This is a genomic window from Caballeronia sp. LZ003 (genome assembly GCF_031451465.1).
GTDB lineage: Bacteria > Pseudomonadota > Gammaproteobacteria > Burkholderiales > Burkholderiaceae > Caballeronia.
In genome coordinates this window covers 840657-863480 of the sequence record NZ_JARUXJ010000003.1, presented here as the reverse complement: position 1 = coordinate 863480, position 22824 = coordinate 840657, and the positions used below count along the sequence as shown (strand labels likewise).

The window sequence follows — 22824 nt, the reverse complement described above, 5'->3', positions numbered from 1 at the left end:
GTGTTTAGCCTGCCTCACGAACTTTCGTTCGCTTTAGCGCTAAATATTTGCGCGCCATTGCGGTGCGGCGCGCATTGCTAAAGGTGCGGAGCGGACTTGCCGCTCCTTAAGGCCGTCGTTATGCGACCGGTAACATCGCACCGTATGCCGGTTCGGGTAGGCCTTTGACGCCGGGATTCAGCGCGAAGACGCAGCCGTCGTCTTCGGTGGCGTTCGCACCGGGGCGAATCGACGTTACGTAGAGCGTCGAGAGGTCGCTGCCGCCGAACGCGCACATCGACGGCTTGCTGGCCGGCAATGCGATTTCACGGTCGAGTTCGCCTCGCGGCGTGAAGCGCAAAAGGCGGCCGGCGTCGTTGGCACAAGTCCAGTAACAGCCGTCGGCGTCCACGGCCGCGCCGTCGGGACGGCCCGCATAGTCATGCAGATCGGCGAAGACGCGGCGGTTACGCGGTGTGCCCGTGTCGAGATCGAAATCGAATGCCCAGATCACACGCTTGGTTGGATGCGAATCCGACAGATACATCGTGCGGCCATCCGGCGACCAGGCGAGACCGTTCTGTGTGACGAGGCCATCGACGATAGGCTCCGACAGCACGCCGTCCGTATCGAACCGGAACAGCGCGCCAGCCGGACTTGCTAGCGACATGTCCTGCACCATCGTGCCGGCCCAGAAGCGGCCCTGACGGTCGCAGCGGCCGTCGTTGAAGCGCATGCCCGGCGCGGGAAAACTCGGTGCGGCCAGCTTCGATGGTCGAATGTCTTTTGTCGACTGCATGCCGAATGCAAACAGGCCGCTCTCCATGCCCGCCACGACAGTGCCCGTCGGATCGAATGCAAAACACGCGATCTGCTCGGGCAACGTCCACTCGCTGCGCTCGCCGCTCGCGACGACGAGACGCACGAACTTGCGCGCCGGAATATCCACCCAGTAGAGCGCGCCCTCTTCCGCGCGCCACACCGGGCACTCGCCGACCGCCGCGTGTCCCGCCGCTTCGAGGCGCTCCACGCTCGCCATTACTTGCGCTCCAGCGGTTCGCCGAGGACGTATGGACCGCCTTGAAAGCGTTGCGCGGGGTCGTCGCGGTCGGCTGTCGGCGCGGTTGTGGGGAAAAGTCCGTTGAACTGTTCCGAACTGTCTTGCGGACGGAAGCCCAGAAACGCCGCGCCCGAGTTGTCCCACCACTTCACCGGATTGTTGGATGCGCCGTACACCACCGCATGGCCGACGCGGTTGGCGAAGAGCGAGCAACGCACGAGCTCGATGAAGTCGCGGTAGCTCAGATAAGTCACCAGCATGCGCGGATTCTTCGGCTCCTCGAACGACGAGCCAATGCGCAAGTTGACCGTCTCGATGCCGAAGCGATCGAAGTAGTAGCGCGACAGCGACTCGCCGAAACACTTGGTCACGCCATAGAGACTGTCCGGGCGATGCGGCGAATCCGTGTCGAGCACCTCGGTGACCGGATGAAAACCGATCGCATGATTCGAACTCGCGAACACGACGCGCTTCACGCCATGCCGGCGCGCCGCTTCGTAGATGTTGTAAGTGCCGCGAATGTTCGCTTCGATCAGATCGTCGAAGGGCGCGTCGATGGAGATGCCGCCGAGATGCACGATCGCATCGACGCCTTCCACCATGCGCATTACCGCGTCGCGGTCCGCGAGATCGACCGCGCTGACTTCCTCGTGGGAGGCTGCGTCATCGAGCGGTGCGATGTCCGAAACGCGCACGACATCGGCCCACTGCGCAAGCGCGGGCCGCAACTGGCGCCCGAGATTGCCGGCCCCGCCGGTCAGAAGCAGACGCTTGAACGGTTTGCCCGTTGCGGATGGCTGGTTCATCGAAACTCCTTGAGATACGTGAGATAAATTGAAAGCTCTATGGAAGAAAACGTTTTCGGCTTATAGTGATGCCGATACGGCCACAGCGAAGGCGCTCCTCATCGATTTTATCGATGCGACGTTTCCCGAACCGACGTCAAAATCCGTTAACATTGGAAAAAGCCAAAGTAAACGTTACCCTCCGAATGAAGAAAACTTCTACGACCATTCGCGATGTCGCCGCCGCAGCGGGCGTCTCGGTCGCGACGGTGTCCAAATACATCAACGGCGCGCAGCGCTTTTCGGCACCCGTCGAGGCCAAGCTCAAGGCGGCGATCGAAACGCTTGGCTATCGTTCGAACCCGCTTGCGCGCTCGATGATCACCGGCCGCACGCGCACTATCGGCCTCACGATTCTCGACATCAGCAATCCGCACTTCACCAACGTCGTGAAAGGCGCGAACCGCATTGCGCTCCGGCACGACTACACGCTCTTGCTCGTCGATATCGACGAAACCCAGGCCCGCGAACGTCCGCTGATCGAAGCCCTCGCGCAACGCGTGGACGGTCTGATCGTCAGTTCGCGGCTACCCGACGAAGAAGCACACTGGATGCTCGATCTCGGCAAGCCCGTCGTGCTTCTGCGCAACGCGGAAGCGCTGCCGATTCCAAGCGTCGGTATCGACAACCGCCTCGCCGCCCATATGCTCGCGCGGCACCTGCTCAACCTCGGGCACCGGCGCATTGCATACCTCGGCTTCGGCCAGGCGCGCATCAACGACGAGCGGATTCGCGGCGTGCGCGAGTGTCTCGAAGACGTGGGCCTCGAACTCGATGTCCACGACGCCCACGCGCCCACTTCGCTTGCCGGCGAACACGCCTGCTCGCGCGTGATGCTCGGCCCGAGGCGTCCCCAGGCGGTCATCTGCTACAACGACCTGATCGCGCTCGGCTTCATGAAGGAAGCCGCAACCCTCGGCATTCGCGTGCCGGAGGACGTCTCCGTCACCGGCATCGACAACGTGCCGTACGGCGCTTACGCCGCGCCCGGACTCACCACCGTCGATATCCAGAGCGAGAAGATGGGCGAACTCGCAATGCAGAAGCTCATCGATTCCCTCGCCGGTCATCCCGACCCGGGTAATTCCATGTTCGAGCCGCGCCTGATCGTGCGTGAATCGACGGCTGCGGTGACTGCTACTGCATGATGTATTCATAACGCAATATGCCGCCGGCATCTTTCGAGTGTCGGCGGCATTTTGCATGCGATCAGGATTCCAGCTTGGCCGGCGTCATTTTGGGCGTGAGCACGTGCATGATGGCGAACGCGATCAGGTAAGCCGATGCGCCGATGGCGAACAGCGCCCAATACTGACCGGTGCGTTGGAGCACTTGGCCGATCACTTCCGAGAACAGCACGCCGCCGATCGAGCCGGCCATGCCGCCGATACCGACCACTGCACCGACCGCGCGCTTCGGGAACAGGTCCGACGCCGTGGTGAACAGGTTTGCCGACCAGCCCTGGTGCGCCGCTGCAGCGAGACCGACGATAGCGACCGCGACCCACAGATTCTGCGCCAGCGAAACGAATGCAATCGGCAAAACACAACATGCACAGATGAACATGGCCGTCTTGCGCGCCGCGTTCACGCTCCAGCCCGCGCGCATCAGCGCCGATGAAATCCAGCCGCCGCCGATACTGCCCACCGTGGTGATCGCGTAGATCACGACGAGCGGCAGACCGATATGCTGCATGTCCATGCCGCGCGATTCGTTGAGCCACTTCGGCAGCCAGAACAGGTAGAACCACCACACCGGATCGGTCAGGAACTTGCCGATCAGAAACGCCCAGGTTTCACGCTTCTTGATGAGCACCTTGAAGCCGGGAGCGCCTGCATGAGCGTTGGCGGCATCGGCGATTTCGGTGTCGTCGCGTTCGATATCGTCGTCATGCGCGCTCGCGTCCGGTTGGCGATACATCACGAACCACACCACGAGCCACACGAGACCGATCGCACCGATCATCACGAACGCCGCGCGCCAGCCGAAAGCAACGGCGAGCGCCGGGATGATCGCCGGTGCGAACACCGCACCGATGTTCGCGCCGGAATTAAAAATACCAGTAGCGAGCGCGCGTTCGCGACGCGGGAACCATTCGGCCGTCGTCTTGATGGCCGCCGGGAAGTTGCCGCCTTCGCCGATACCGAGCAGCGCGCGCACCATGGCAAAGCCCATGACGGAGCCGACCGCCGCGTGCAGCATGGCAGCGATGCTCCAGACGAACATGGCGAGGCCGTAGGAGATGCGCGTACCGAGCCAGTCGACGATACGCCCGAAGCACAACAGTCCGATTGCATAGAACGCCGAGAACGCGATCACGATGCGCCCGTACTGAACCTGCGTCCAGCCGATGTCATGCTGCAGAACCGGTGCGAGCAGACCGAGAATCTGCCGGTCCATGTAGTTGATGACGGTGGCGAAGAAGAGCAGCGCACACACGGTCCAGCGATAACGGCTGGCTGCGCGCACGACGCCTACGACGGCTGTTTGCATGAATGTCTCCGTACGCGGCGGCGCTCGTCGTGCCGCGTGACTTGTTGCATTGACGGCGACGAGCGCCGTGGGCTTCGGCTCATCGCGTGACTAGAACGCGCTTGCCGGCCAGGTTTTGGAAAACGTTTTTTGAAGAATAATGGCTTCAGTGCGTGTTGCCTATCCCTGTACTTTCCCTAATGCCGCCAGAGCCGCTCCACATAAGGCCCCGCTGCCAAACGAAATGTAGTTGAAAGATTGAGTTAATCGTTTTCTGCGTTGTTTCCAACAAAGCTTGGCTCCCACGCCGGTTGAATCTGGTGTTTTACATTCAGTCATGCGGCATCTTGTCTTTTGCATGCCAAATGCGCCGCGAAACGCTAAAGGCAGGTGGCTTCGCTGCCGATAACCGTCACTTACGTCTTTCACATCGCCCAGTGCTCCCCATGCTTCGTATTCGTCTAGCCCGCTTGAACGTCGGCACCAAATTCGCCGCGCTGGCGTGTTCTCTCGCGGCCGTCGTCGTCGCCACCCTTACACTTGTCGTCACCCGCTCGGCCGGCGAGCAAGTCGATGCGCACGCGCTCGCACGCGTCGAAAGTGAAAATCGCTCGATCGCATCGATGATCGGCCTCTACAACACGGCCGTGAGCGCCGAAGTCTCGCGCTTCATGACGATGTTCTCGAATCGCCTGCCTGCTGCCTTCTCGCTCGACGAATCGCATACGGTCGACATCGGCGGCGTTGCGACGCCTGCGATCAACGCGGGCGACAAGCCACTCAACGGCGATTTCGCCATTCCCGATGCGTTTCTCGCGGAAAGCGGCGCAATCGCGACCGTTTTTGCGCGCACCGGCGACGACTTCGTGCGTGTGACGACCTCGCTCAAGAAGCAGGACGGCACGCGCGCCATCGGCACGCTGCTGGATCGCAAGGGACCGGCTTATGCACCGATTCTCGCGGGCAAGTCGTACATAGGCGTGGCGGCGCTGTTCGGCAAGCAGTACATCACCGAATACAAGCCCGTGACGGATACATCGGGCCGCGTCGTCGGTGCGCTGTTCGTGGGCGTCGATGTTTCCGCGGAAATCGCGGCGTTGCAGGACAACATCCGCAAGCTCACGATCGGTGCGACCGGCTATCACTTCGTCGTCGACGCTTCGAACGGTGCGAACCGCGGCAAGCTTCTGGTGCATCCGGACGCGCAAGGCGAGATGGCCGATGAACGCGTTGCGCCGTTCAAGGCGATGCTCGACAAACAGGAAGGCCAGCTCGATTTCGAAGGCGCCACAATCGCGGGCGCGGATGCGCGCGTGCATGGCGGCGCGAAGGAAATCGTCTTTATGACCGTGCCGCAATGGAACTGGATGATCGGTGGCATTGCGTATCGCGATGAACTGCTCGCCGATGTGCACGCGAGTCGCAACCGCTTCTTGCTGATCGGCCTCGTGGTGATCGCGGCGCTAGTCGGCGTGTTGCTCTATGCCGTGGCGAAGCTCGTCAGCCGGCCGCTCGACGACGTCACGCATGCCTCGGAACATATCGCCGCTGGCGATCTGACCGTTCGTATCGATACCACGCGCGAAGACGATATCGGCCGCCTGATGCGCGCCATCGACGGCGTTGCGCGCGGACTGGCGGGCATCGTCGCGCAGGTTCGCAGCGCATCATCCGACATGAGCGATGGCACCGCTCGCATCGCATCCGGCAGCACGGATATCGCATCGCGCATCGCGACGCAGGCTGCGAGTGTCGAGGAAACGGCCGCGAGCATGGAACAGATCACCTCGACCGTGCAGCAGAACGCGGCAAATACGGCGCAGGCGGGCACGCTGGTCGCGTCGGCATCCGAAGCTGCACGTGCGGGCGGCGAAGCCGTGGGCCGCGTGGTTTCGACGATGGGCGAGATCGATGCATCGTCACGACGTATCGCCGATATCACGGCGACCATCGAAGGCATCGCCTTTCAGACGAATATCCTTGCGCTCAATGCTGCCGTCGAAGCGGCGCGCGCGGGTGAGCATGGCAGAGGCTTCGCCGTGGTGGCATCGGAAGTGCGCGCGCTTGCGCAACGCAGTGCGGGCGCGGTGAAGGAGATCGAAGTGTTGATCAGCGAATCGGCGGGCAAGGTATCGCACGGCTACAGAATCGCCGAGGAAGCCAGTAGCACGATGAACGGCATCGTCGAACAGGTGACGCGCGTGAACGCTATCGTCGATGAGATCGGCGTGGCATCGCGGGAACAGGCGAGCGGCATCGAGCAGGTAAACATGGCCGTTATGCAGATTGGCGAAGCCACACAGCAGAATGCGGCGCTCGTCAGCGAAGCGGAACACTCGACCGTCGAGTTGCGCGATCAGGCCGAGCGCCTTGCACGCGTGGTCAGCATGTTCCGCGTTTGAGGCATCGGCGCTTCAGATCTCCACGAAGATGCGTCCGTCCTGCACTTTCGCGGGGTAAGTCTGCAAGTTGATGCACACGGGCGCACCGAGCGCGCGGCCGTCGCGAATATCGAATTGCCCGTTGTGCTTCGGGCATTCGATCACATGGTCGAACAAGAAGCCCTCGCTCAGATGAACTTGTTCGTGCGTGCACAGGCCGTCGCTTGCAAACACCTCGTCGTTCACTCGATAGATCGCGAACGTGCGGCCATCGTGATCGAAGCGTTTGACGTCTTCATCGTCGATGTCGTCCAACGCGGCGGCGTCGATCCATTGCGTCATGGGGCATGTCTCCTTTCTATACTCAGCTTTGCGTGGCGGTGGGCACCGGCCTCTCGACGTGATACGACGGGTCCCGCGTCTGCCGCATGAGCGCCGGGATGATCTCGGCATAAGCCGCGATGGAACTCGTGTAAGGCGGCGGCATGTCGTGCTTGACGGCATCGTGCAGATCCGGCAGCGCGTGATACGGCACCATCGGGAACATGTGATGTTCGACGTGATAGTTCATGTTCAGATAAAGAAAACGAAACACGTGATTCATCATCACGGTGCGGCAATTCTTGCGATGGTCGAGCACGTTCTCCGGCATGCCTGCGTGTTGCGTGAGCCCGAAGTACAGATAAAGCCATGCGCCGTAAAGACTCGGCAAGCCGATATAAAGCAGCGGCAACACACTGCGAAACGCAATGCATGTCACGATCACTGCTGCATAGATCGCGAGCCAGATGCGCGCCTCGCGCACGACCTTCGGCCATTCCGTCTCAGGCACGAAGGTCTTTTCTTCTTCACCGATATTGCCGAACGCAGACGCCACGACCTTGGGCAATTCGTTCGCTACGTGCTTCAGCGCGAAGACGTTCAGCACCAGCGCAAGCCAATCCGTCGGCAATTGCGCACCGATTTCGGGATCGCGGCCCACTACCAAGGTATCGGTGTGATGGCGCGCATGACTCCAGCGCCATACGGTCGGTCGCCGAAACACCTGAAAGGACGCCACTTGATAAAGCGCCTTGTTCATCCACGCGGTCTTGAATGCGGTGCCGTGTCCGCTCTCATGCCAGCGCGAATCGGCGGGGCCGCAGTAAAGCGTCCCGTAGAGCAGAAACGCGGGGATGGCCCATAGCGAATGCGCCTGCCATGCGAACCAGGCAAGGACGCCGCTCGCGACGATGGCTGCGTACCAAAGAACGGTGTCGCGAATGGCTCTTGCATCACTGCGTTGCGTGAGTTGCTTGAGCACGGGGCGCGGCAAAGGGCATCTATACCAGGTGCCATTGGCAAGGCCCGCGGCTTTCGCCTCTTCGCCTGCCCCGCCTATCAGCCGATAGCGCCGCCGCTGCGTCTCCTCCGATTCCATCATGTCACCCATCCGATGATTGGAATACATCATTTATTTTTATTGAAGTCGATGATATGAGCGAGCCCGTGCGTGCGCAAGGAACGCATGAATTTGCTATCTTTAAGCATCATTGCGTGCCCTCGCAAATCCATCATTTCCATCAAAATGACCAAGCGTCCCACGCTTCAGTCGGTGGCGGAAGCCGCTGGCGTCAGTTCGGCCACGGTGGATCGCGTGTTCAACGGACGCCTGACCGTGCGCGAAGGCACCGCGTTGCGCGTGATAGAAGCGGCAGAGCGCATCGGCTATCACGGTGCTCAACTGATGCGCGAACGCATGCGCGCTCAACTAGGAGCCATCGATGCCCCGCGCACGCTCGGCTTCTGTCTGCAGAAACGCGCCGACCCGTTTTATCAGGCGTTCGCGCGCATTCTGACGGAGACGGTCACGCGTCACGAACCCGAACGTTGCAAGGCAGTGATCGCGTATATGGACGAACTCGATCCCGCGTCCATCGCGCGTACGTTGCTGTCGCTTGGAGAAGAAGCGGATGCGCTCGGCGTCGTGGCGGTCGATCATCCGCATGTGACCGCGGCCATCGAAACCTTGCATGCAGCGGGCAAGCCAACGGTCACGCTATTGTCCGACCTGAGCGCGCCATTGCGTGCAGGTTATATCGGCGTGGACCCACGCAAGAGCGGCCGCACTGCCGCGTGGGCCGTGAGCAGGCTCACGCATCGCAAGGCAGGTACGGTTGGCGTATTCGTCGGCACGCCCCGCTATCTGGGACAAGAAAGCTGCGAAATCAGTTTTCGCTCTTACCTGCGTGAACATGCACCCGGGCTGCGAGTGCTCGACACGCAAATCAACCTGGAAGACAAGCAACTGGCCTATGAAGCGACGCTTGCCATGCTTGCGCGGCATGACGATCTCGCTGGTCTTTACATTCCAGGCGGCGGCGTGGGTGGCGTGATACGCGCACTGCGCGAGGAAGCAATAGGACGACACATAGTCACCGTTTGCTCCGATCTCATGCCCGACCGTCACGACGCGCTCGTGGACGGCATCATCGATCTGGTCATCGATATGCCATTGCAACAGATCGCTCAGACCGCAGTGCTTGCCATGCTTCGCGCGTTGAATACCTTGCCTGAAGAGACAGCGCAAGCAAGCCAATATCCACTTCCGGCGCAACTTTTTACGTCCGAGAACGTCTGACCGTCCTTGCATGGCATTCGCCTTGCTGAAGAGGTCATGCTTAGTGAGCTTCTCAGAGCGTTCGCCAAGCGCCGAATCTTTCAATCTGCTTTAGGTTACTTAAACAAGCGGTATCGCATGGGCGCATACGCGTTTCATAGACGCATCAACTTATATTTTGATGTGCTTAAGCGCACGGAGCGCAGCAATATGAAGGACAAACATCGATGACATTGCAAACGAATGAGATGACTAGCGCTAAAGCGCCTGAACAAAACCGACAGGTAATCGCTGCAGCTTCTTTGAAGAATGCATCGCAAGTCTGTTGGAGTCGCTGCGTCGACTAACCGACATGTCATTGTCATTACATTGTTTTTTTGACCCGGTAATATGCAGCAGAACCCGGTCCGAAACTTGGGCCTTCCTCTCTGCCCAAGCCGACAATCACAGCTTGCGGGAACCTGCTTCAATCAATCTGATCTACTGCGATTGCTCTTCGCATCACGCACAGCAAGCCGAAGCTAATGAGCATCGGCAGTCCGGCCAAACAGGCGTGCAAATCGACACGCCGGCCGCCAGAAGGAGACCGCGTAATCAGGCCAGCGCATTGGCATGCACTGGCACGCCCCTGAGCCCCTTCATCCGACGGAGCATCCGATATGCCGTTTGAAAGTGACTCTTTGCGAGACACAGAACCGCTACTGACCATCGTGGTCGCGGCGTACAACATCGAGGGATACATCGAGGAAGCACTCGAGTCCCTACTGTCGCAGCCCCATATCGACGCCATGCGCATCATCGTGGTGGACGACGGTTCTCGCGACGAGACCTATGCGGCCGCGGAAGCGATCGTGGAGCGCGATGGCGGCCGTCATATTCAGCTCATCAAGCAGCGCAATGGCGGTCTGAGCGCGGCACGCAATACCGGGCTTGCGGCAGTGCGAACGCCCTACGTCGGCTTCCTCGACGGCGACGACATCTATCTCGAGAATTTTTCGAGCAGCGTGATTCCCGCACTCAAGGAACGCGTGTGGGACCTCGTTGAATACAACGTGAAGATTATCGACGACGACGGCCGCCATATCGACGGCATCGATCTCGTCATGCATCACGCAAGCGGCGGTCACGCGATGAACCGCGCCGCGCTTCAGCACTTCGCGGACGGCTTCCATACCTTCGTCTGGGCGCGTATCTATCGCACGGACATGTTCAACGGCACGCAGTTCCCAGTGGGCCGGCACTACGAAGACATGGCGGTCGTGCCGTCCATGTACCTTCGCGCAAGCAGTATCTATCGCATTGCAGACCCGCTGATCGGTTATCGCCGACGTTTTGGGAGCATCACGCAGAAAGCGACACTCACCGACATGAAGGACCTCCGCACGAACGGGCTCGAAGCGCTCGCGCGTTGCGACGGCGGCGAGATGGACGATTACTGGCTCACGATCTTCGACAAGGCGTTTCATCGCGCATGTCATGTGTGCGCGCGGGTGGATCGCGGACAATTCAAGGCGGCATCGGAGACACTGGCGGCAATGGCGGTGGATCATCGCAGAACTCGCGCCAAGCTCTCGGAACGCAACGGTCGCGAAGTCGTAGCACTCAAGCCGTTCGATTTCAACGTGCGCGCCGATCGCTCGATCTACTTCATCAAAGGCCTGCTGAAGAAGATGCTGCGCCGCAGTCTCGACCATCATCAGCGCGAGCGCCGGCATAGTCCGACGAATCAGTTTAGCGGCTAGAAACACGCGCCCAGGCCCGCCCGCGAAGCGCTTTGCGTTTCGCGGTAAACTGTTTGCATGGAAAAATGTCCTTACTGCGAGCGAATTCGCGATGAGTGGGACTGCCATGGACAGACCTGTCGCACGTTCATCGCGCGTGCCCTGCGCCGCCAGCGCCTGGGTCTGCCCATGGTGCCCAAGGTCATTCGCAACGAAATTCCGGCCGGCGCGAGCACGGGCGAGGTCATTACGCAGCTGTCGAAGCAGCGACTGCGTGCACGCCGCGCCAACGAAGCGCGACGCGAACGCAAGGCCGCAGACGATCTCGACGAAGGCGCTTGAATCTCAGGCGTTTGCAGGCGGGTCCATCGACGAAGAGCCTTCATGCCGCCATTGACGCCGCGATTGCCGCATCTTCGCTATCGCCATGCGCGCCACCTTGAGCCAGCCATACGGACGTGGATCGGCAACCATGCTAAGCGCACGCGCATAGTCGAGCGTGAGGCCAGGAGTCCAGGCCATCGTCACTGCACGCTTTCGGATCTGCGCGGCCACCCATAGTTCGGGCGTCACCAGCATACGAAACAGCGCGCCCCAGCCCGCCCGCGCGCCATAGAGCCGCCCAGCCGCCCCTTCGAGCGCCGCCTCCAGTGCGCGCGACACGCTACTCGAACAATTGCGATGCGTGAGGTTGTACGTCGTGTCCTCGCGATACGTGCCCCAGAAGCGCGCTAGCCGCGTTGGATCGTAATTGCGAATGCGCACTCGCGTGGTCGAAGGACACCATGTCTTCGACTCGATCGGGTAGCTCGGCTGAAACACGCCTGGCACGTCGTTATCGCTCGTGGCACGCAAGAGGCGCGCAAAGTCATCGGGCGAGCGGTCGATCTCGACTGCCGGATAGAGGCTCACATATACGCCTTCAGGCGATTCGAGCGCGGCATGTCCCGTCGATATAACGCCATTGCGATCCACCGCCGCAATGTACCGGTCGACGATCAGATGCCGTTGCACCTCCCCCTTCGATGTACCCACGGGCGTCCACACATGCACGGTCAATGCGGGCTCGTTGTCCGCGGGCGGCCCGTCCCATTCGCTTGCCGGCAAGACGACTGGCGTACCGTCTTTCGTATCGCTCGCTGCGCTCGCGGCCTCGGCGCTTGCATCGCCCCAGACTGCCGGATTGCTGTTCAGCTTGCGTACGCGCGACGCGATCATCACGAGATTCCAACCTGCGAACATGAAGAGCACGCCCACGCAATACACCACGGTGCTCTTGTAATGCGTCGGGTACGGTTGAATGACGAAGACCGCCAGCAATATCTCGAAGATCGCAAAACCAAGCGCCACACGCCAACGTCGATATCGCACGACAACAGCGGATGCGGCTTGCAAGAGGCCATCCGAGAGAAAGGCCGCGCCAATGAACAACGAAAGAATGAAGTTCGCGTGATGACGTGGCCCCTGAAGCACCAGCACGGCCGCAAGGACGAACACGATACCCTTCGAATAGCGCAACCTGCGTTGCCCGCCGACGCCGGCCCATGCAACCGCAAGCGTCAGCGCGCCTTCGATCAACAACAACCAGCCAACGAGTGGGATCGGAAAGCCGAGCGAACCGTCGAGTGCATCGATGAATATGCCCAAGCCAACGACAAGCAGCAGCCATCCTGTCACCATCAGACTGCGCCAGCGTCCGCGCAAATAGTCCACGCCCAGCAGGATCATCATTAACTTGACCATGGATTTGCCTTTCGTGTCGTTGCATGAGCGCAGAGAAGCCTCGCGCATTCATGTTAGTGCAGTGCGGGCCTTAAATGAAATCGCACTGTCCGCTTCGTTAAGTACGACCATTCGATTCGGCATGAACGATGTGCCATACTGCCAACGCCCTTTCCATGTAGCGAGGCTGCCATGTTCGACCAATGTCAGTGGATCAACGAGCCCGCGCAATGGCGCATTGAAGACGGTACGCTGTTCGTCACCACGGACGCCAGCACGGACTTCTGGCGCAAGACGCACTACGGTTTCATCCGCGACAACGGCCATGTTTTCGCCGCGAGCGCGAACGGTGACTTCAGCGCCGAAGTCACCGTCGATGGCGATTTCTCCGCGCTCTACGATCAAGCGGGCCTGATGGTGCGCGAGAGCGCCGAGCGCTGGGTCAAGGCAGGCGCGGAGTACAACGACGGCGCGCTCACCTTCAGCACCGTGCTGACCAATGATTTCTCCGACTGGTCGCTTGGTTCGCCCGCCAGCGGCAATCGCTTCAGGCTGCGCATGACCGTCGCCGATGGCGTGCTCAAGATGCAGTGCAGCGCGGACGAGCGTCATTGGACCCTCATGCGTATCGCGCCCTTCGCGTCGACTACCGCGTCGCCGCACTGGCTCGTCGGACCCATGTGTTGCACGCCCGAGCGCGGCGGCCTCACCGTGCGCTTCTCCGACTTCAAGATCGGGCCGCCTATCGTAAAGGACCTGCACGATACCTCTCTGTAGCGCGGTAGCGTGCTCCGTACAAGTACTCACTTGCCCCGTTTGCGAACGCTTTCTAGAATTCTGAAACGTTTCAAAAGAAGACGGCAAAAGCACTCGTGGACTCACGTAAAAAGACTGCCAGCACCTTGAAGGACGTCGCCAGCGCGGCGGGCGTCTCGCTTGGCACGGCGTCGAAAGTGCTGGCAGGCGCCGAAGGCGTAAGCGAACTGCGACGGCAGCAAGTATGGGAAGCGGCGCGAGCGCTGGGTTATCGGCGCAACAGTCTTGCGGCGGAATTGCGCAGCAATCGTTCGACGTCCATCGGCTTCGTCGTGCCGGATCTCACGAACTCGTTCTTTATCGAACTGCTATGCGTGGTGGAGGATCATGCGCTGGCAAGCGGTTATCGGCTGCTGCTCGCGCATGCGCAGGAAGACCCCGAGCGCGAGGCCGAGCGCATACGTTTCGTGTTGTCGCGTCAGGTGGCGGGCATGATCATCATTCCGTGTCATGGCTATGCACATGCCATCGACGAATTGCGCGAGTGCGACGTGCCGCTCGTGATGGCGGACCGCGTGGACAACAGCTTTCCGGCGAACACGGTGACGACGGACAGTCGCCGCGCCGCGAGCGATGGCACGGAACATCTCATCGCGCTCGGGCATCGGCGCATTACATTCATCGTCAATGCGCTCGATCTCGTGAATAGTCGCGAACGCGCGGACGGCTATCTCGACGCCATGAAACGCGCCGGTCTTACGCGACATGCGCGCGTGGTGGTATGCGGCATGACGGATACGGAAAGCCACGCGGCAACGCTCGGGCTCTTGTCTGCAAGCGAGCGCCCTACCGCGCTTTTCACTGGTGCGAACGTGGCCACGCTTGGCGCACTGCGTGCCATACGCGATGCCGAATTGCGCCTGCCTGGAGAGATTTCCTTGCTCTCTCTCGACGACGCCCCGTGGATGTCGGTGCTTCATCCGCGTATCAGTTCGATACATCAGCCGGTAGAAGCTGTGGGGCGTGCGATCTGGCAGTTGCTCCACAAGCAGTTGCAAGGTGAAACCGGCGAGCATGTGCATCTGCGCATGAAGGCCGATCTGCTCGTGCGTGAAAGCACGGCGCCTCCGATGAAAGCCATCGATCAAGCCGCTCGAAAGCGAACGCGCAAATCCGCCACGCTATAACGTTTTATTCGCCATGCAGGGCCCGCAACCATAAGACGAAGGAGAGAGACAAAATGGACAACAAACGACGCATCGTTACCGCAAGTCTTCTCGCTATACCGCTTGCCGGCGCAGTGGGAACGTTCTCCGCACTCTTCACGCAAACCGCATTCGCGCAGCAGAAGAAGTACCGTTTCGGCTTTTCTCAGGTCACGACCGTCGAGCCGTGGCGCGTGCAGTTCAACAAGGACATGCGAGCCGAAGCGGCAAAGCATCCGGAAGTCGAACTCATCATTGCCGACGCGGGGGACCGTACCGATAAGCAAAACGCCGACATGGAGAACTTCATCGCGCAGAAGATGGACGCGATCTTCATTTCGCCCAAGGAGTCCGCGGGGCTGACGGGCGTCGTCGAAAAAGCCTTCAAGGCGGGCATTCCCGTGTTCGTGCTGGACCGCGAAGTGAACGGCGATCAATACACGGAGTTCATCGGTGGCGACAACGTACAGATCGGTCAGGAAGCGGGCAACTTCATCGTCAAGGTGATGGGCGGGTCTGGCAAGGCGCAAGGCAATCTCGTCGAGATATGGGGCGGCTTCGGTGCGCAGCCCGCGCACGATCGTCACGATGGCGCGGACAAGGCCATCGCGCCGGAGAAAGGCATCAAGCGCGTGGGCGAACGCGTGGATTGCGACTGGAAGCAGGACAAGGCCTACGACTACATGAAGACCGTGTTGCGCGTGCAGCCGAAGATCGACGTGGTCTATGCGCATAACGACCCGATGGCCTACGGCGCATATCTCGCCGCGAAGGATGCGGGACGCGAGAAGAACATCAAGTTCGTGGGCATCGACGGCTTGCCGCAAGAAGGCGCGACATGGGTCGAACAAGGCCTGCTCGCGGGCACCTTCATGTATCCGACGCCAGGCGCGGAAGGCATCCGTCAATCGCTCAAGGTGCTGAAAGGCGAGAAGGTGGAAAAGAAGCTTACGTTGCCGACGCAAGGCATCTTCAAGGACAACGCGAAGCAATATATCGCCACTCACTGAGTTCGATCGATGGCCACCGTAGCCACGCCGCTCATCGAAGCCGAAGGCCTGTCGATATCCTTTAACGGCAGCGCCGCGCTGTCGGGCGTCGACTTCGATGTCGCGGCGGGCGAGATACACGCGCTCGTCGGCGAAAATGGCGCGGGCAAGTCGAGCTTGATGAAGATCCTGGGCGGCCTCTATACGCCGGACGCGGGCAGCATCCGCGTGCGCGGCGAAGCAACGCGTCTTGTTAGCGTGAACGATGCGGCGCTCGCGGGCGTCGCCATCATTCATCAGGAATTGAATCTGGTCGACACCTTGTCGGCGGTCGACAACATCTTTCTTGGCAAGGAACTGCGTACACGTTTCGGCTTTCCGGATCGGCGCGCGATGCATGCGGCGGCAACTAAGGTCCTCGCGCAACTCGGCTTTCGTGTGCCGCCGAGTGCGCTCGTGGGCACGCTGCGTGTAGGCGAGAAACAACTCGTCGAGATTGCGAAGGCTTTGCTTGCCGATGCTCGCGTGCTCATCATGGACGAGCCCACGTCCGCGCTATCCGATACCGAGACGCAGGCGCTGCTCACCCTCACACGCGATCTGCGCGAGCGCGGCATGGGTATCGTGCTGACCAGCCATCGGCTTGGCGAAGTATTCGCGGTGGCGGATCGAGTGACCGTATTGCGCGATGGCCGGCGCATCGCGACCTTGCAGATGCCACAGGTCGAATCGTCGGCGGCGCTGGTCTCGACGATGATCGGCAAGGACTTCGCGCCGCCCGAGCGCAGCGAAGCCGAAGCGCCGCGTGAGCGCGCGTGCGCCCTCGATGTGTGCAACCTGACGCTCTGGAATACGGCTCGCGCGCTCGTGGCGGACGTGTCGTTCGCGGTGCAGGAAGGCGAGGTGTTCGGCATCTCGGGGCTGCTCGGCGCGGGCAAGACCGAGATACTGGAAGCGATCTTCGGTGTGTCGCCGTATCGTCGCAATGGAGAGATACGCGCAGCCGGTCATGCTCATGCATTCGATTCACCCGATCGCGCGGCCGCGGCGGGGCTGGCCTTCGTCACCGAAGACCGCAAGAAAGACGGCCTCGTGCTCGATCAGTCGCTCGAGGCGAACCTGCTGTTGCCCTCGCTTTCGCGCGCACCGGGCTTTCCGTTTTATCGACGCGGCAAGCTACATGCATGGGCCGATGCGCAGGCGCACGCTTCGAACGTCAAGCATCGCAGTCTCGCGCAGGATGCGAGCACCTTGTCGGGCGGCAATCAGCAGAAGCTCATCATCGGTAAATGGCTGATGACGAAGCCGCGTCTTCTTTTGCTCGATGAACCGACGCGTGGCGTCGATGTAGCAGCGAAAGCCGAGATCTATCGCCAGATTCTCGCCGCCGCGCGCGAAGGCGTCACGGTGATCGTGGCGAGTTCGGAGATCGACGAACTCATGCTGCTTAGCGACCGCATTCTCGTCATGTGCGAAGGACGCGCTCGCGGAATTTTGCCGCGCGAGCAATTTTCAGTCGATGCACTCGTCAGGATGGCGTCGCCCTGACGGCATTTTGAATGCCAAATGCTGGGATGCCGAATGCAAAACGCAACATGCAAAACGGAGAAGGACACCATGCTGCACGCCCGGGACCAAATCGCCGAGCCGGTGACCACCGCGCGCCAGCGGCGCCTGAGCGCATTGCTGACTTACCTCAAGTATTACCTCGGTTTGATTGTGTTGCTCGTGGTCGGTGCGTTCACGTCGCCTCACGCGGCCGATGGCAGCAATATCTTTTTGTCCAGCGCGAACATCTCCGACGTGTTTCGCCAGGTGGCGAACGTAGGCGTGATTTCCATCGGCATGACGCTCGTCATCATCACGGCGGGAATCGATCTCTCGGTGGGCGCGATCATGGGTCTCGGCAGCGTGCTCACGGCCATGCTGCTCACCACGGACGCCTGGAATCGCGCGGTGTCGGCATCCATAATTTTGAATGCAATCGCGGTCTTTGCGATCGCGCTCGCCGCGATGAACGTCGTCCGCGGCTTCAGGCGTGCTCGCGGCGCGCCCGCCACGCAGGCACCGCTCACGATGGACCTCGGCATAGCGCTCGTCGTGGCGGCTTTTGCATGCGCCTATATTGCGTTACATGGCGGGCATCGCATGCCGCTTATAGCCGTGCTCTGGATCGTGCCGCTTGCGGGCTTCACGCTCGGCGCGCTCAATGGCTGGATTATCACGCGCGGCCGCATGCAGCCGTTCATCGTCACGCTCGCCGCGATGGTCGGTGTGCTAGGCGCGGCGCGGCTTATCGCCGGGCAGGATACCGCCGTGTATTCGATTTACAGCGGCAGCAACGCCACCACCGATATCGAAGCGCTGCGCGCGCTGCTCTTCGACATCGTTCCCGTGCCCGCGCTGTTTTTTTTGGCGATCGCGCTGGTCGTCGGCTTCGTGATGAATCGCACGATCTTCGGCAAGTATCTGTATGCAATCGGCGGCAACGAGAAGTGCGCCGTCGTCTCCGGCCTGAACGTGGGACGCCACAAGATGGCGGCGTATGCCATCTCGGGCATGCTCTCGGCGCTCGTTGGCGTTTTGTATGCAGCGCAGTATCGACAGGGCAAGGCCGATGCCGGAATGGGCTGGGAACTGGATGCAATCGCCGCCGTGGTGATAGGCGGGACGAGTCTTTCCGGCGGCGTAGGACGCGTCTCGGGCACCGTGGCGGGCGTGCTGATCTTCGGCTTTTTGAGCAATATCCTTCTGCTCAATAGCATCGACAGCAACACGCAGCTTGTGCTGAAGGGCTTGATTATCGTGATCGCGGTATTTTTACAACAGACCGACGTCGGGCGGCGGCGCGGCTGGCTTAAGCGCCTCGTGCGCCGGTCTTGAATACTGCGCTCAGATGTCGAACGCGATACCCCGCGCCCGCAACTGCCGCATGCCGCTCGCCAGATGCGCCCGCGCGCTCTGCGCATCGCCCGCGCGCATTTGCTCGTAGGCGGCCTGCGCTACCTCATGCGGCACGGGCTTGATCGGGCGCTGCGTGTTCATCGCACGGAGCTGCACTTCGGCCGCGCGCTCGAGGTAGTAGAGATCGTCCCAGGCCTCGGCGATGCTCGCGCCCGCCACCATCACGCCATGATTCTTGAGGAAGAGTATGTCCGCGTTGCCCATTGCCGCCGCGATACGGTCGCCCTCCGTTGCATCGAGCGCGAGGCCGTTGTAGTGCTCATCCACGGCCGTGCGGCCGTAGAACTTCAGCGCCGTCTGCCCAAGCCACAGGAGCGGGGGCCCTTCGAGCAGGCAGAGCGCGGTCGCGCTCGGCATATGTGTGTGGAATGCGGCCTTCACGCGCGGCATCAGCCGATGCAGCCTCGCATGAATAAAGAATGCAGTTGCCTCGGGCTGGCCTTCACCTTCGATCACGTTGCCGTCGAAGTCGCAGATCAGCAGATGCGACGCCGTGATCTCGCTAAAGGCATAACCATAGGGATTAACCAGAAAAAGGTCGTCGTGCCCTGGCACTGTCGCGGAAAAATGATTGCATACGCCCTCCTCCAGCCCATGCAGCGCGGCTAAGCGGAAACACGCCGCGAGTTCGCAGCGAGCTTCGGCGATAGCGGGTGCATCGAGCCGATGCGCAGACGCTAAAGCGGCTGTACCGGTGACAAGCGTATGAGCCATTGCGTGTGGTCTTCTGTCTGAACGTTTTCTGCCTATAAAAACGGCAGTTCCTTAAGCAACATCGGCAAATTGATCCGTATTCGAAGGGCGATCAGGAAAAATCGCCCGTTATGAAGCGCGTATGACCATAACCTTAGCAAAAACGCGTATTGGAAAAAAACTCTTCGGCGTGGTAAAAATCTATGCCGCTCGAAATTAAGGGCGCATTTTCAACGTAACTTGTCTCAATAGGGTTTGGACAAATGGCAACAGGTACTGTTAAGTGGTTCAACGATGCAAAGGGTTTTGGTTTCATCACGCCGGATGACGGCGGCGAAGACCTGTTTGCACATTTCTCCGAAATCCAGTCAAAGGGTTTCAAGTCGCTCCAGGAGAACCAGAAGGTGAGCTTCGAAGTCAAGCAAGGCCCTAAGGGCAAGCAAGCTTCGACGATCCAGCCGCTGTAATAGCTGCTGATCTCGCCTTAGCGCAGGAACGGCCCTTCGGGGCCGTTTTTCATTGGAAACGCCACAAAATCTTAGGCGCGTCGCCGTCAGTTTTCTTAATAACTCAGTAGAATCAGCGCCAGCCGACGCGAGCCTTGGAAGTTCGCCTCACCTGCCCAAAAATCCATCTTCGTTACTTGCGTGAACTCGCGAAGCAATCGACAAATCGGCCGCGTATCGACGCGGTACACAACAAATGCATTGCTCGCGCTGCTGTGGTTTTTGACCGCAAGCGCCTACGCCGAAGGCTATGTGCCAAACGCTCGCGCCGCGCGCTTCGTCAATGCAATCGTCATGAACGACTTCCATACCGCGCAGGCAGGCGGCGGATATGTGTTTTCTTACGATAAGCAGGACACGGAAGCCACACTCGAAGCGAAGCTCGACCGTTGGCTGTCGGGCGCCGATCCGAATGCCATCGGCATGGAACCGGCCGAGAAGCAGACGCTGTTCAGCTTCTATTGGGCCGCAAGCATGATGCCCGCGAACGGTGCCTGCTTCACCGACATGGCGAACCCCGCCTGCGGCACGGATTTGTCGAAGTGGATGGCGCGCGAACTCGGCGACGATCCGCGCTTCGTGCGTGCCTATGAAGCCGCGAAGAAACCGCTCGGCCTGCCGCCGCTTCAAACTGGCGGGCATTGAGCGGCTTTGACGGCGCTGATTGCAGAGCGTGCGCGCGCGCGTCACCCGCCCACGCGATTTTTGCCGCCACGCTGGCCAGCACCGAAAGCGCACCGAGGGTTTCGAGCAAGGCATCGATCATGGCGGCTCTCCCATCGAGTAAACGGACGCATCAGGCCCGATGCGCCAACATCGGGCCGTACGTTCGTATAAAGAATGCGATCGTGATGCCAGCGCTCACCAGCATCGTACCGGCGCGAATCACAGCGGGCGGCGCGCGGCGTCCCACTTGCGCGCCGCCGTATCCACCTGCAATGGCAGCGACGAGCATCGCGATCGTTTCCGGCCAACGCACCGCTTGTGCCGCCGCGAAGGTCAGCACCGCGACCGAATTCGCCGCACTCACGAGCAAAGTGCGTGGCGCGTTGAGGCTTTTGAGGTCGCGCGAGTCGAAAAGGCCCCACACAGCCATCATCATGATCCCCACTGCGCCGCCAAAGTAGCCACCATAAACGCCAAGCACGAATTGAATCGACAACACCGCACCCGCGCCGATACGAAACCGCTGCCGCAATACCTCACCGAATTTGCGGCCGAATGCCAGCGCAAGGCTCGCGCACAACAAGAGCCACGGCAGGACAAACGAAAAGGTTCTGGATGAGGTACAGAGCAAGAGCGCCGCGCCCGCCAAGCCGCCGATAAGCGTCACGACGAGCATCTTGCGGATCGCGACCGAGCCGACTGGCGCGAGGCCATCGCGATAGGCCCACGCGCTCACCAGGCCGCCTGGAAACAGCGCGACCGTGGACGACGCATTCGCCTGAACCGGTGGCAAGCCCGCGGCGATCAGGGCGGGCAGACTGACGAACGAGCCGCCACCGGCAAGCGCGTTCATCGCTCCCGCCAGAAAGCCCGCACCGATGACGATGAGAAGAGGTTCCATCGCCCGATGCTAGCGTCGCGTGAGCGCGCATACAATCTGGCTTTTCCAATGCGAGACTTCGGCTCAACCGAAGCGACCGGAGACAAACATGCGCTTCGACCTGACCGACATGCGGCTATTTCTGACCGTGATCGAGCGTGGCAGCATTACGGCGGGCGCACAGGCCATGCATCTCGCGCTGGCATCGGCGAGTGAGCGCATCGCGGGCATGGAGTCCGCGCTCGGCGCGTCACTCTTCGAACGCAATCGACGCGGCGTGCAGACCACTGCCGCAGGCGATGCCTTCGCGCGCCATGCACGGATGATCCTTGCTCAAGTCGAGCAGATGCGCGGCGAGTTGCGCACTTATGCAACAGGTCTCAAAGGACGCATCAGGTTGCTGTCGAATACCGCTGCGCTCGCGGCGTTTCTGCCGCCGCGGCTTGCGCGCTTCCTTGCGGCTTATCCCGATCTCTCCATCGATCTCGATGAACGGCCTAGCGCCGAAATCGTGCAAGCCGTAGCGGAAGGACGTGCGGATTTAGGCATCGTCGCGGACTTCACGGACCTCGGCAATCTGCAGACGCATCTCGTGGCGGAAGATCAGCTTGTGGTGATGATGAACCGTGCGCATCGCATGGCGAATGAGCACGCAGTGGCCTTTGCGGAGATTGTCGGCGATGCATTTGTCGGTCTTACCGATGCCGCGCTCGAAATGCATCTTGCCGAACGCGCGTCGCGGCTCGGACGCCAGCTTGAATACCGCATTCATATGCGCAGTATCGACAACGTGGCGACGCTAGTGGAAGCGGGCATTGGCTTGGCGATTCTGTCGCAAGCATCCGCAGAGCTCGTTCGAAGGCCGGGTCTTGCCGTCGTGCCGCTTTCCGAACCGTGGGCAACGCGGCGCCTGCATCTGTGCGCACGCGCCTTCGATGCGCTCACGCCGCACGCGTCACTTCTCGCGCAGCAACTGATGTTGCATACGTAATGCATCATGCTGGGCGCAATCCTTGCGCATGCTAGCAGTAGGTTGTCTGATTCTTGCAGACAGCCGCTTGAAGGAGGTCATCATGAGAAATCATCGCAACGGTATGCCATGGCGCATTGCAATGGCGTTTGTCGTCGGCACGGCAAGCCTTGCCGTCACCACAGCCGCGCAGGCCGACAATCGCGCGGCGCAGAAGCTCGGGCAGATCGGCGTTATCAATCAGTCGCTTCAGCCGAAGCAGCCGAAGTCGTCGCCGGGATACTCGAACGGGCAAGCGAATTCCGCGAATGCCGCAAACGCGGCAAATACCGCTAATACGCCCACTCCTGTCACAGGCGGACCACATGTTCTGCCGGGTACGGGTGGCACGCCGCCGTCCAGATAATTGCAAGGCA

22 protein-coding genes are annotated in these 22824 nt (G+C 60.8%); 14 read left to right on the top strand and 8 right to left on the bottom strand.

Annotation, left to right across the window (positions count from 1 at the left end):
- Positions 1-118 precede the first annotated feature (118 nt).
- Positions 119-1018 (bottom strand): SMP-30/gluconolactonase/LRE family protein, encoded by a 900-nt coding sequence (locus QCE79_RS21560; protein WP_309847800.1) that lies wholly within the window; start codon positions 1016-1018, stop codon positions 119-121.
- The gene (locus tag QCE79_RS21555) at positions 1018-1845 is read right to left on the bottom strand and encodes an NAD(P)-dependent oxidoreductase (protein WP_244831341.1); all 828 of its coding nucleotides are present in this window, start codon (positions 1843-1845) and stop codon (positions 1018-1020) included. The genes QCE79_RS21560 and QCE79_RS21555 overlap by 1 nt, the downstream gene beginning before the upstream one ends.
- Positions 1846-2030: 185 nt before the next feature.
- Between QCE79_RS21555 and QCE79_RS21550 the strand changes: the two genes are divergently transcribed.
- Positions 2031-3032, top strand: coding sequence for a LacI family DNA-binding transcriptional regulator (locus QCE79_RS21550; protein WP_309847794.1), 1002 nt, complete (start codon positions 2031-2033; stop codon positions 3030-3032).
- 61 nt (positions 3033-3093) lie between these two features.
- Here the strand turns inward: QCE79_RS21550 and QCE79_RS21545 are convergent, their stop codons facing one another.
- Positions 3094-4377: an MFS transporter gene (locus tag QCE79_RS21545; RefSeq protein ID WP_244831339.1), complete on the bottom strand. Its 1284-nt coding sequence runs from the start codon at positions 4375-4377 to the stop codon at positions 3094-3096.
- Between the two features lie 425 nt (positions 4378-4802).
- Between QCE79_RS21545 and QCE79_RS21540 the strand changes: the two genes are divergently transcribed.
- Positions 4803-6758, top strand: coding sequence for a Cache 3/Cache 2 fusion domain-containing protein (locus tag QCE79_RS21540; RefSeq protein ID WP_309847791.1), 1956 nt, complete (start codon positions 4803-4805; stop codon positions 6756-6758).
- Positions 6759-6770: 12 nt separating this feature from the next.
- Here the strand turns inward: QCE79_RS21540 and QCE79_RS21535 are convergent, their stop codons facing one another.
- Positions 6771-7079 carry a non-heme iron oxygenase ferredoxin subunit gene (locus QCE79_RS21535; protein WP_244831337.1) on the bottom strand — a complete coding sequence of 103 codons (309 nt, stop codon included), beginning with the start codon at positions 7077-7079 and terminating at the stop codon, positions 6771-6773.
- A 22-nt stretch (positions 7080-7101) separates the two neighbouring features.
- The gene (locus QCE79_RS21530; protein ID WP_404989397.1) at positions 7102-8160 is read right to left on the bottom strand and encodes a fatty acid desaturase family protein; all 1059 of its coding nucleotides are present in this window, start codon (positions 8158-8160) and stop codon (positions 7102-7104) included.
- A gap of 144 nt (positions 8161-8304) precedes the next feature.
- On the opposite strand from QCE79_RS21530, the gene QCE79_RS21525 reads away from it, so the two are divergent.
- The 3 genes from QCE79_RS21525 to QCE79_RS21515 all read left to right on the top strand — a co-directional run bounded on the left by QCE79_RS21525 (position 8305) and on the right by QCE79_RS21515 (position 11399).
- Positions 8305-9357 carry a LacI family DNA-binding transcriptional regulator gene (locus QCE79_RS21525; protein ID WP_309847788.1) on the top strand — a complete coding sequence of 351 codons (1053 nt, stop codon included), beginning with the start codon at positions 8305-8307 and terminating at the stop codon, positions 9355-9357.
- Positions 9358-9995: 638 nt separating this feature from the next.
- Positions 9996-11078 (top strand): glycosyltransferase family 2 protein, encoded by a 1083-nt coding sequence (locus QCE79_RS21520; RefSeq protein WP_244831334.1) that lies wholly within the window; start codon positions 9996-9998, stop codon positions 11076-11078.
- A 57-nt stretch (positions 11079-11135) separates the two neighbouring features.
- Positions 11136-11399 carry a hypothetical protein gene (locus tag QCE79_RS21515; protein ID WP_244831333.1) on the top strand — a complete coding sequence of 88 codons (264 nt, stop codon included), beginning with the start codon at positions 11136-11138 and terminating at the stop codon, positions 11397-11399.
- Positions 11400-11402: 3 nt separating this feature from the next.
- Here QCE79_RS21515 and QCE79_RS21510 read toward each other — a convergent pair whose 3' ends face one another.
- Positions 11403-12800, bottom strand: a complete 1398-nt coding sequence (locus QCE79_RS21510) for a DUF308 domain-containing protein (RefSeq protein ID WP_309847784.1) — start codon at positions 12798-12800, stop codon at positions 11403-11405.
- Positions 12801-12971: 171 nt separating this feature from the next.
- Between QCE79_RS21510 and QCE79_RS21505 the strand changes: the two genes are divergently transcribed.
- The 5 genes from QCE79_RS21505 to QCE79_RS21485 all read left to right on the top strand — a co-directional run bounded on the left by QCE79_RS21505 (position 12972) and on the right by QCE79_RS21485 (position 18612).
- Positions 12972-13556: a DUF1349 domain-containing protein gene (locus tag QCE79_RS21505; protein WP_244831331.1), complete on the top strand. Its 585-nt coding sequence runs from the start codon at positions 12972-12974 to the stop codon at positions 13554-13556.
- A gap of 95 nt (positions 13557-13651) precedes the next feature.
- Complete coding sequence (locus QCE79_RS21500) at positions 13652-14722, top strand: LacI family DNA-binding transcriptional regulator (RefSeq protein WP_309847779.1); 1071 nt, start codon at positions 13652-13654, stop codon at positions 14720-14722.
- A 53-nt stretch (positions 14723-14775) separates the two neighbouring features.
- Entirely contained in the window at positions 14776-15750 is a 975-nt protein-coding gene (locus QCE79_RS21495) for a substrate-binding domain-containing protein (protein ID WP_309847776.1), read from the top strand.
- A gap of 9 nt (positions 15751-15759) precedes the next feature.
- The gene (locus QCE79_RS21490) at positions 15760-17277 is read left to right on the top strand and encodes a sugar ABC transporter ATP-binding protein (RefSeq protein ID WP_309847773.1); all 1518 of its coding nucleotides are present in this window, start codon (positions 15760-15762) and stop codon (positions 17275-17277) included.
- Positions 17278-17346: 69 nt separating this feature from the next.
- Complete coding sequence (locus QCE79_RS21485; RefSeq protein WP_244831327.1) at positions 17347-18612, top strand: ABC transporter permease; 1266 nt, start codon at positions 17347-17349, stop codon at positions 18610-18612.
- 9 nt (positions 18613-18621) lie between these two features.
- Here the strand turns inward: QCE79_RS21485 and QCE79_RS21480 are convergent, their stop codons facing one another.
- Positions 18622-19407: an aldolase gene (locus tag QCE79_RS21480; protein ID WP_309847770.1), complete on the bottom strand. Its 786-nt coding sequence runs from the start codon at positions 19405-19407 to the stop codon at positions 18622-18624.
- Between the two features lie 242 nt (positions 19408-19649).
- On the opposite strand from QCE79_RS21480, the gene QCE79_RS21475 reads away from it, so the two are divergent.
- Both QCE79_RS21475 and QCE79_RS21470 read left to right on the top strand, forming a co-directional pair.
- Positions 19650-19853, top strand: coding sequence for a cold-shock protein (locus tag QCE79_RS21475; protein ID WP_008347993.1), 204 nt, complete (start codon positions 19650-19652; stop codon positions 19851-19853).
- 180 nt (positions 19854-20033) lie between these two features.
- Positions 20034-20537, top strand: a complete 504-nt coding sequence (locus tag QCE79_RS21470) for a hypothetical protein (protein ID WP_244831325.1) — start codon at positions 20034-20036, stop codon at positions 20535-20537.
- Positions 20538-20688: 151 nt separating this feature from the next.
- On the opposite strand, the gene QCE79_RS21465 is transcribed toward QCE79_RS21470, so the two are convergent.
- Positions 20689-21459 (bottom strand): sulfite exporter TauE/SafE family protein, encoded by a 771-nt coding sequence (locus QCE79_RS21465; protein ID WP_309847765.1) that lies wholly within the window; start codon positions 21457-21459, stop codon positions 20689-20691.
- Between the two features lie 88 nt (positions 21460-21547).
- Here QCE79_RS21465 and QCE79_RS21460 point away from each other — a divergent pair, with 88 nt between their 5' ends.
- Together QCE79_RS21460 and QCE79_RS21455 are read left to right on the top strand one after the other, a co-directional pair.
- Positions 21548-22429, top strand: a complete 882-nt coding sequence (locus tag QCE79_RS21460; protein ID WP_309847762.1) for a LysR substrate-binding domain-containing protein — start codon at positions 21548-21550, stop codon at positions 22427-22429.
- Positions 22430-22511: 82 nt separating this feature from the next.
- A complete protein-coding gene (locus QCE79_RS21455) occupies positions 22512-22814 on the top strand; it encodes a hypothetical protein (protein ID WP_309847759.1) in 303 nt (100 codons plus the stop codon).
- Positions 22815-22824 lie beyond the last annotated feature (10 nt).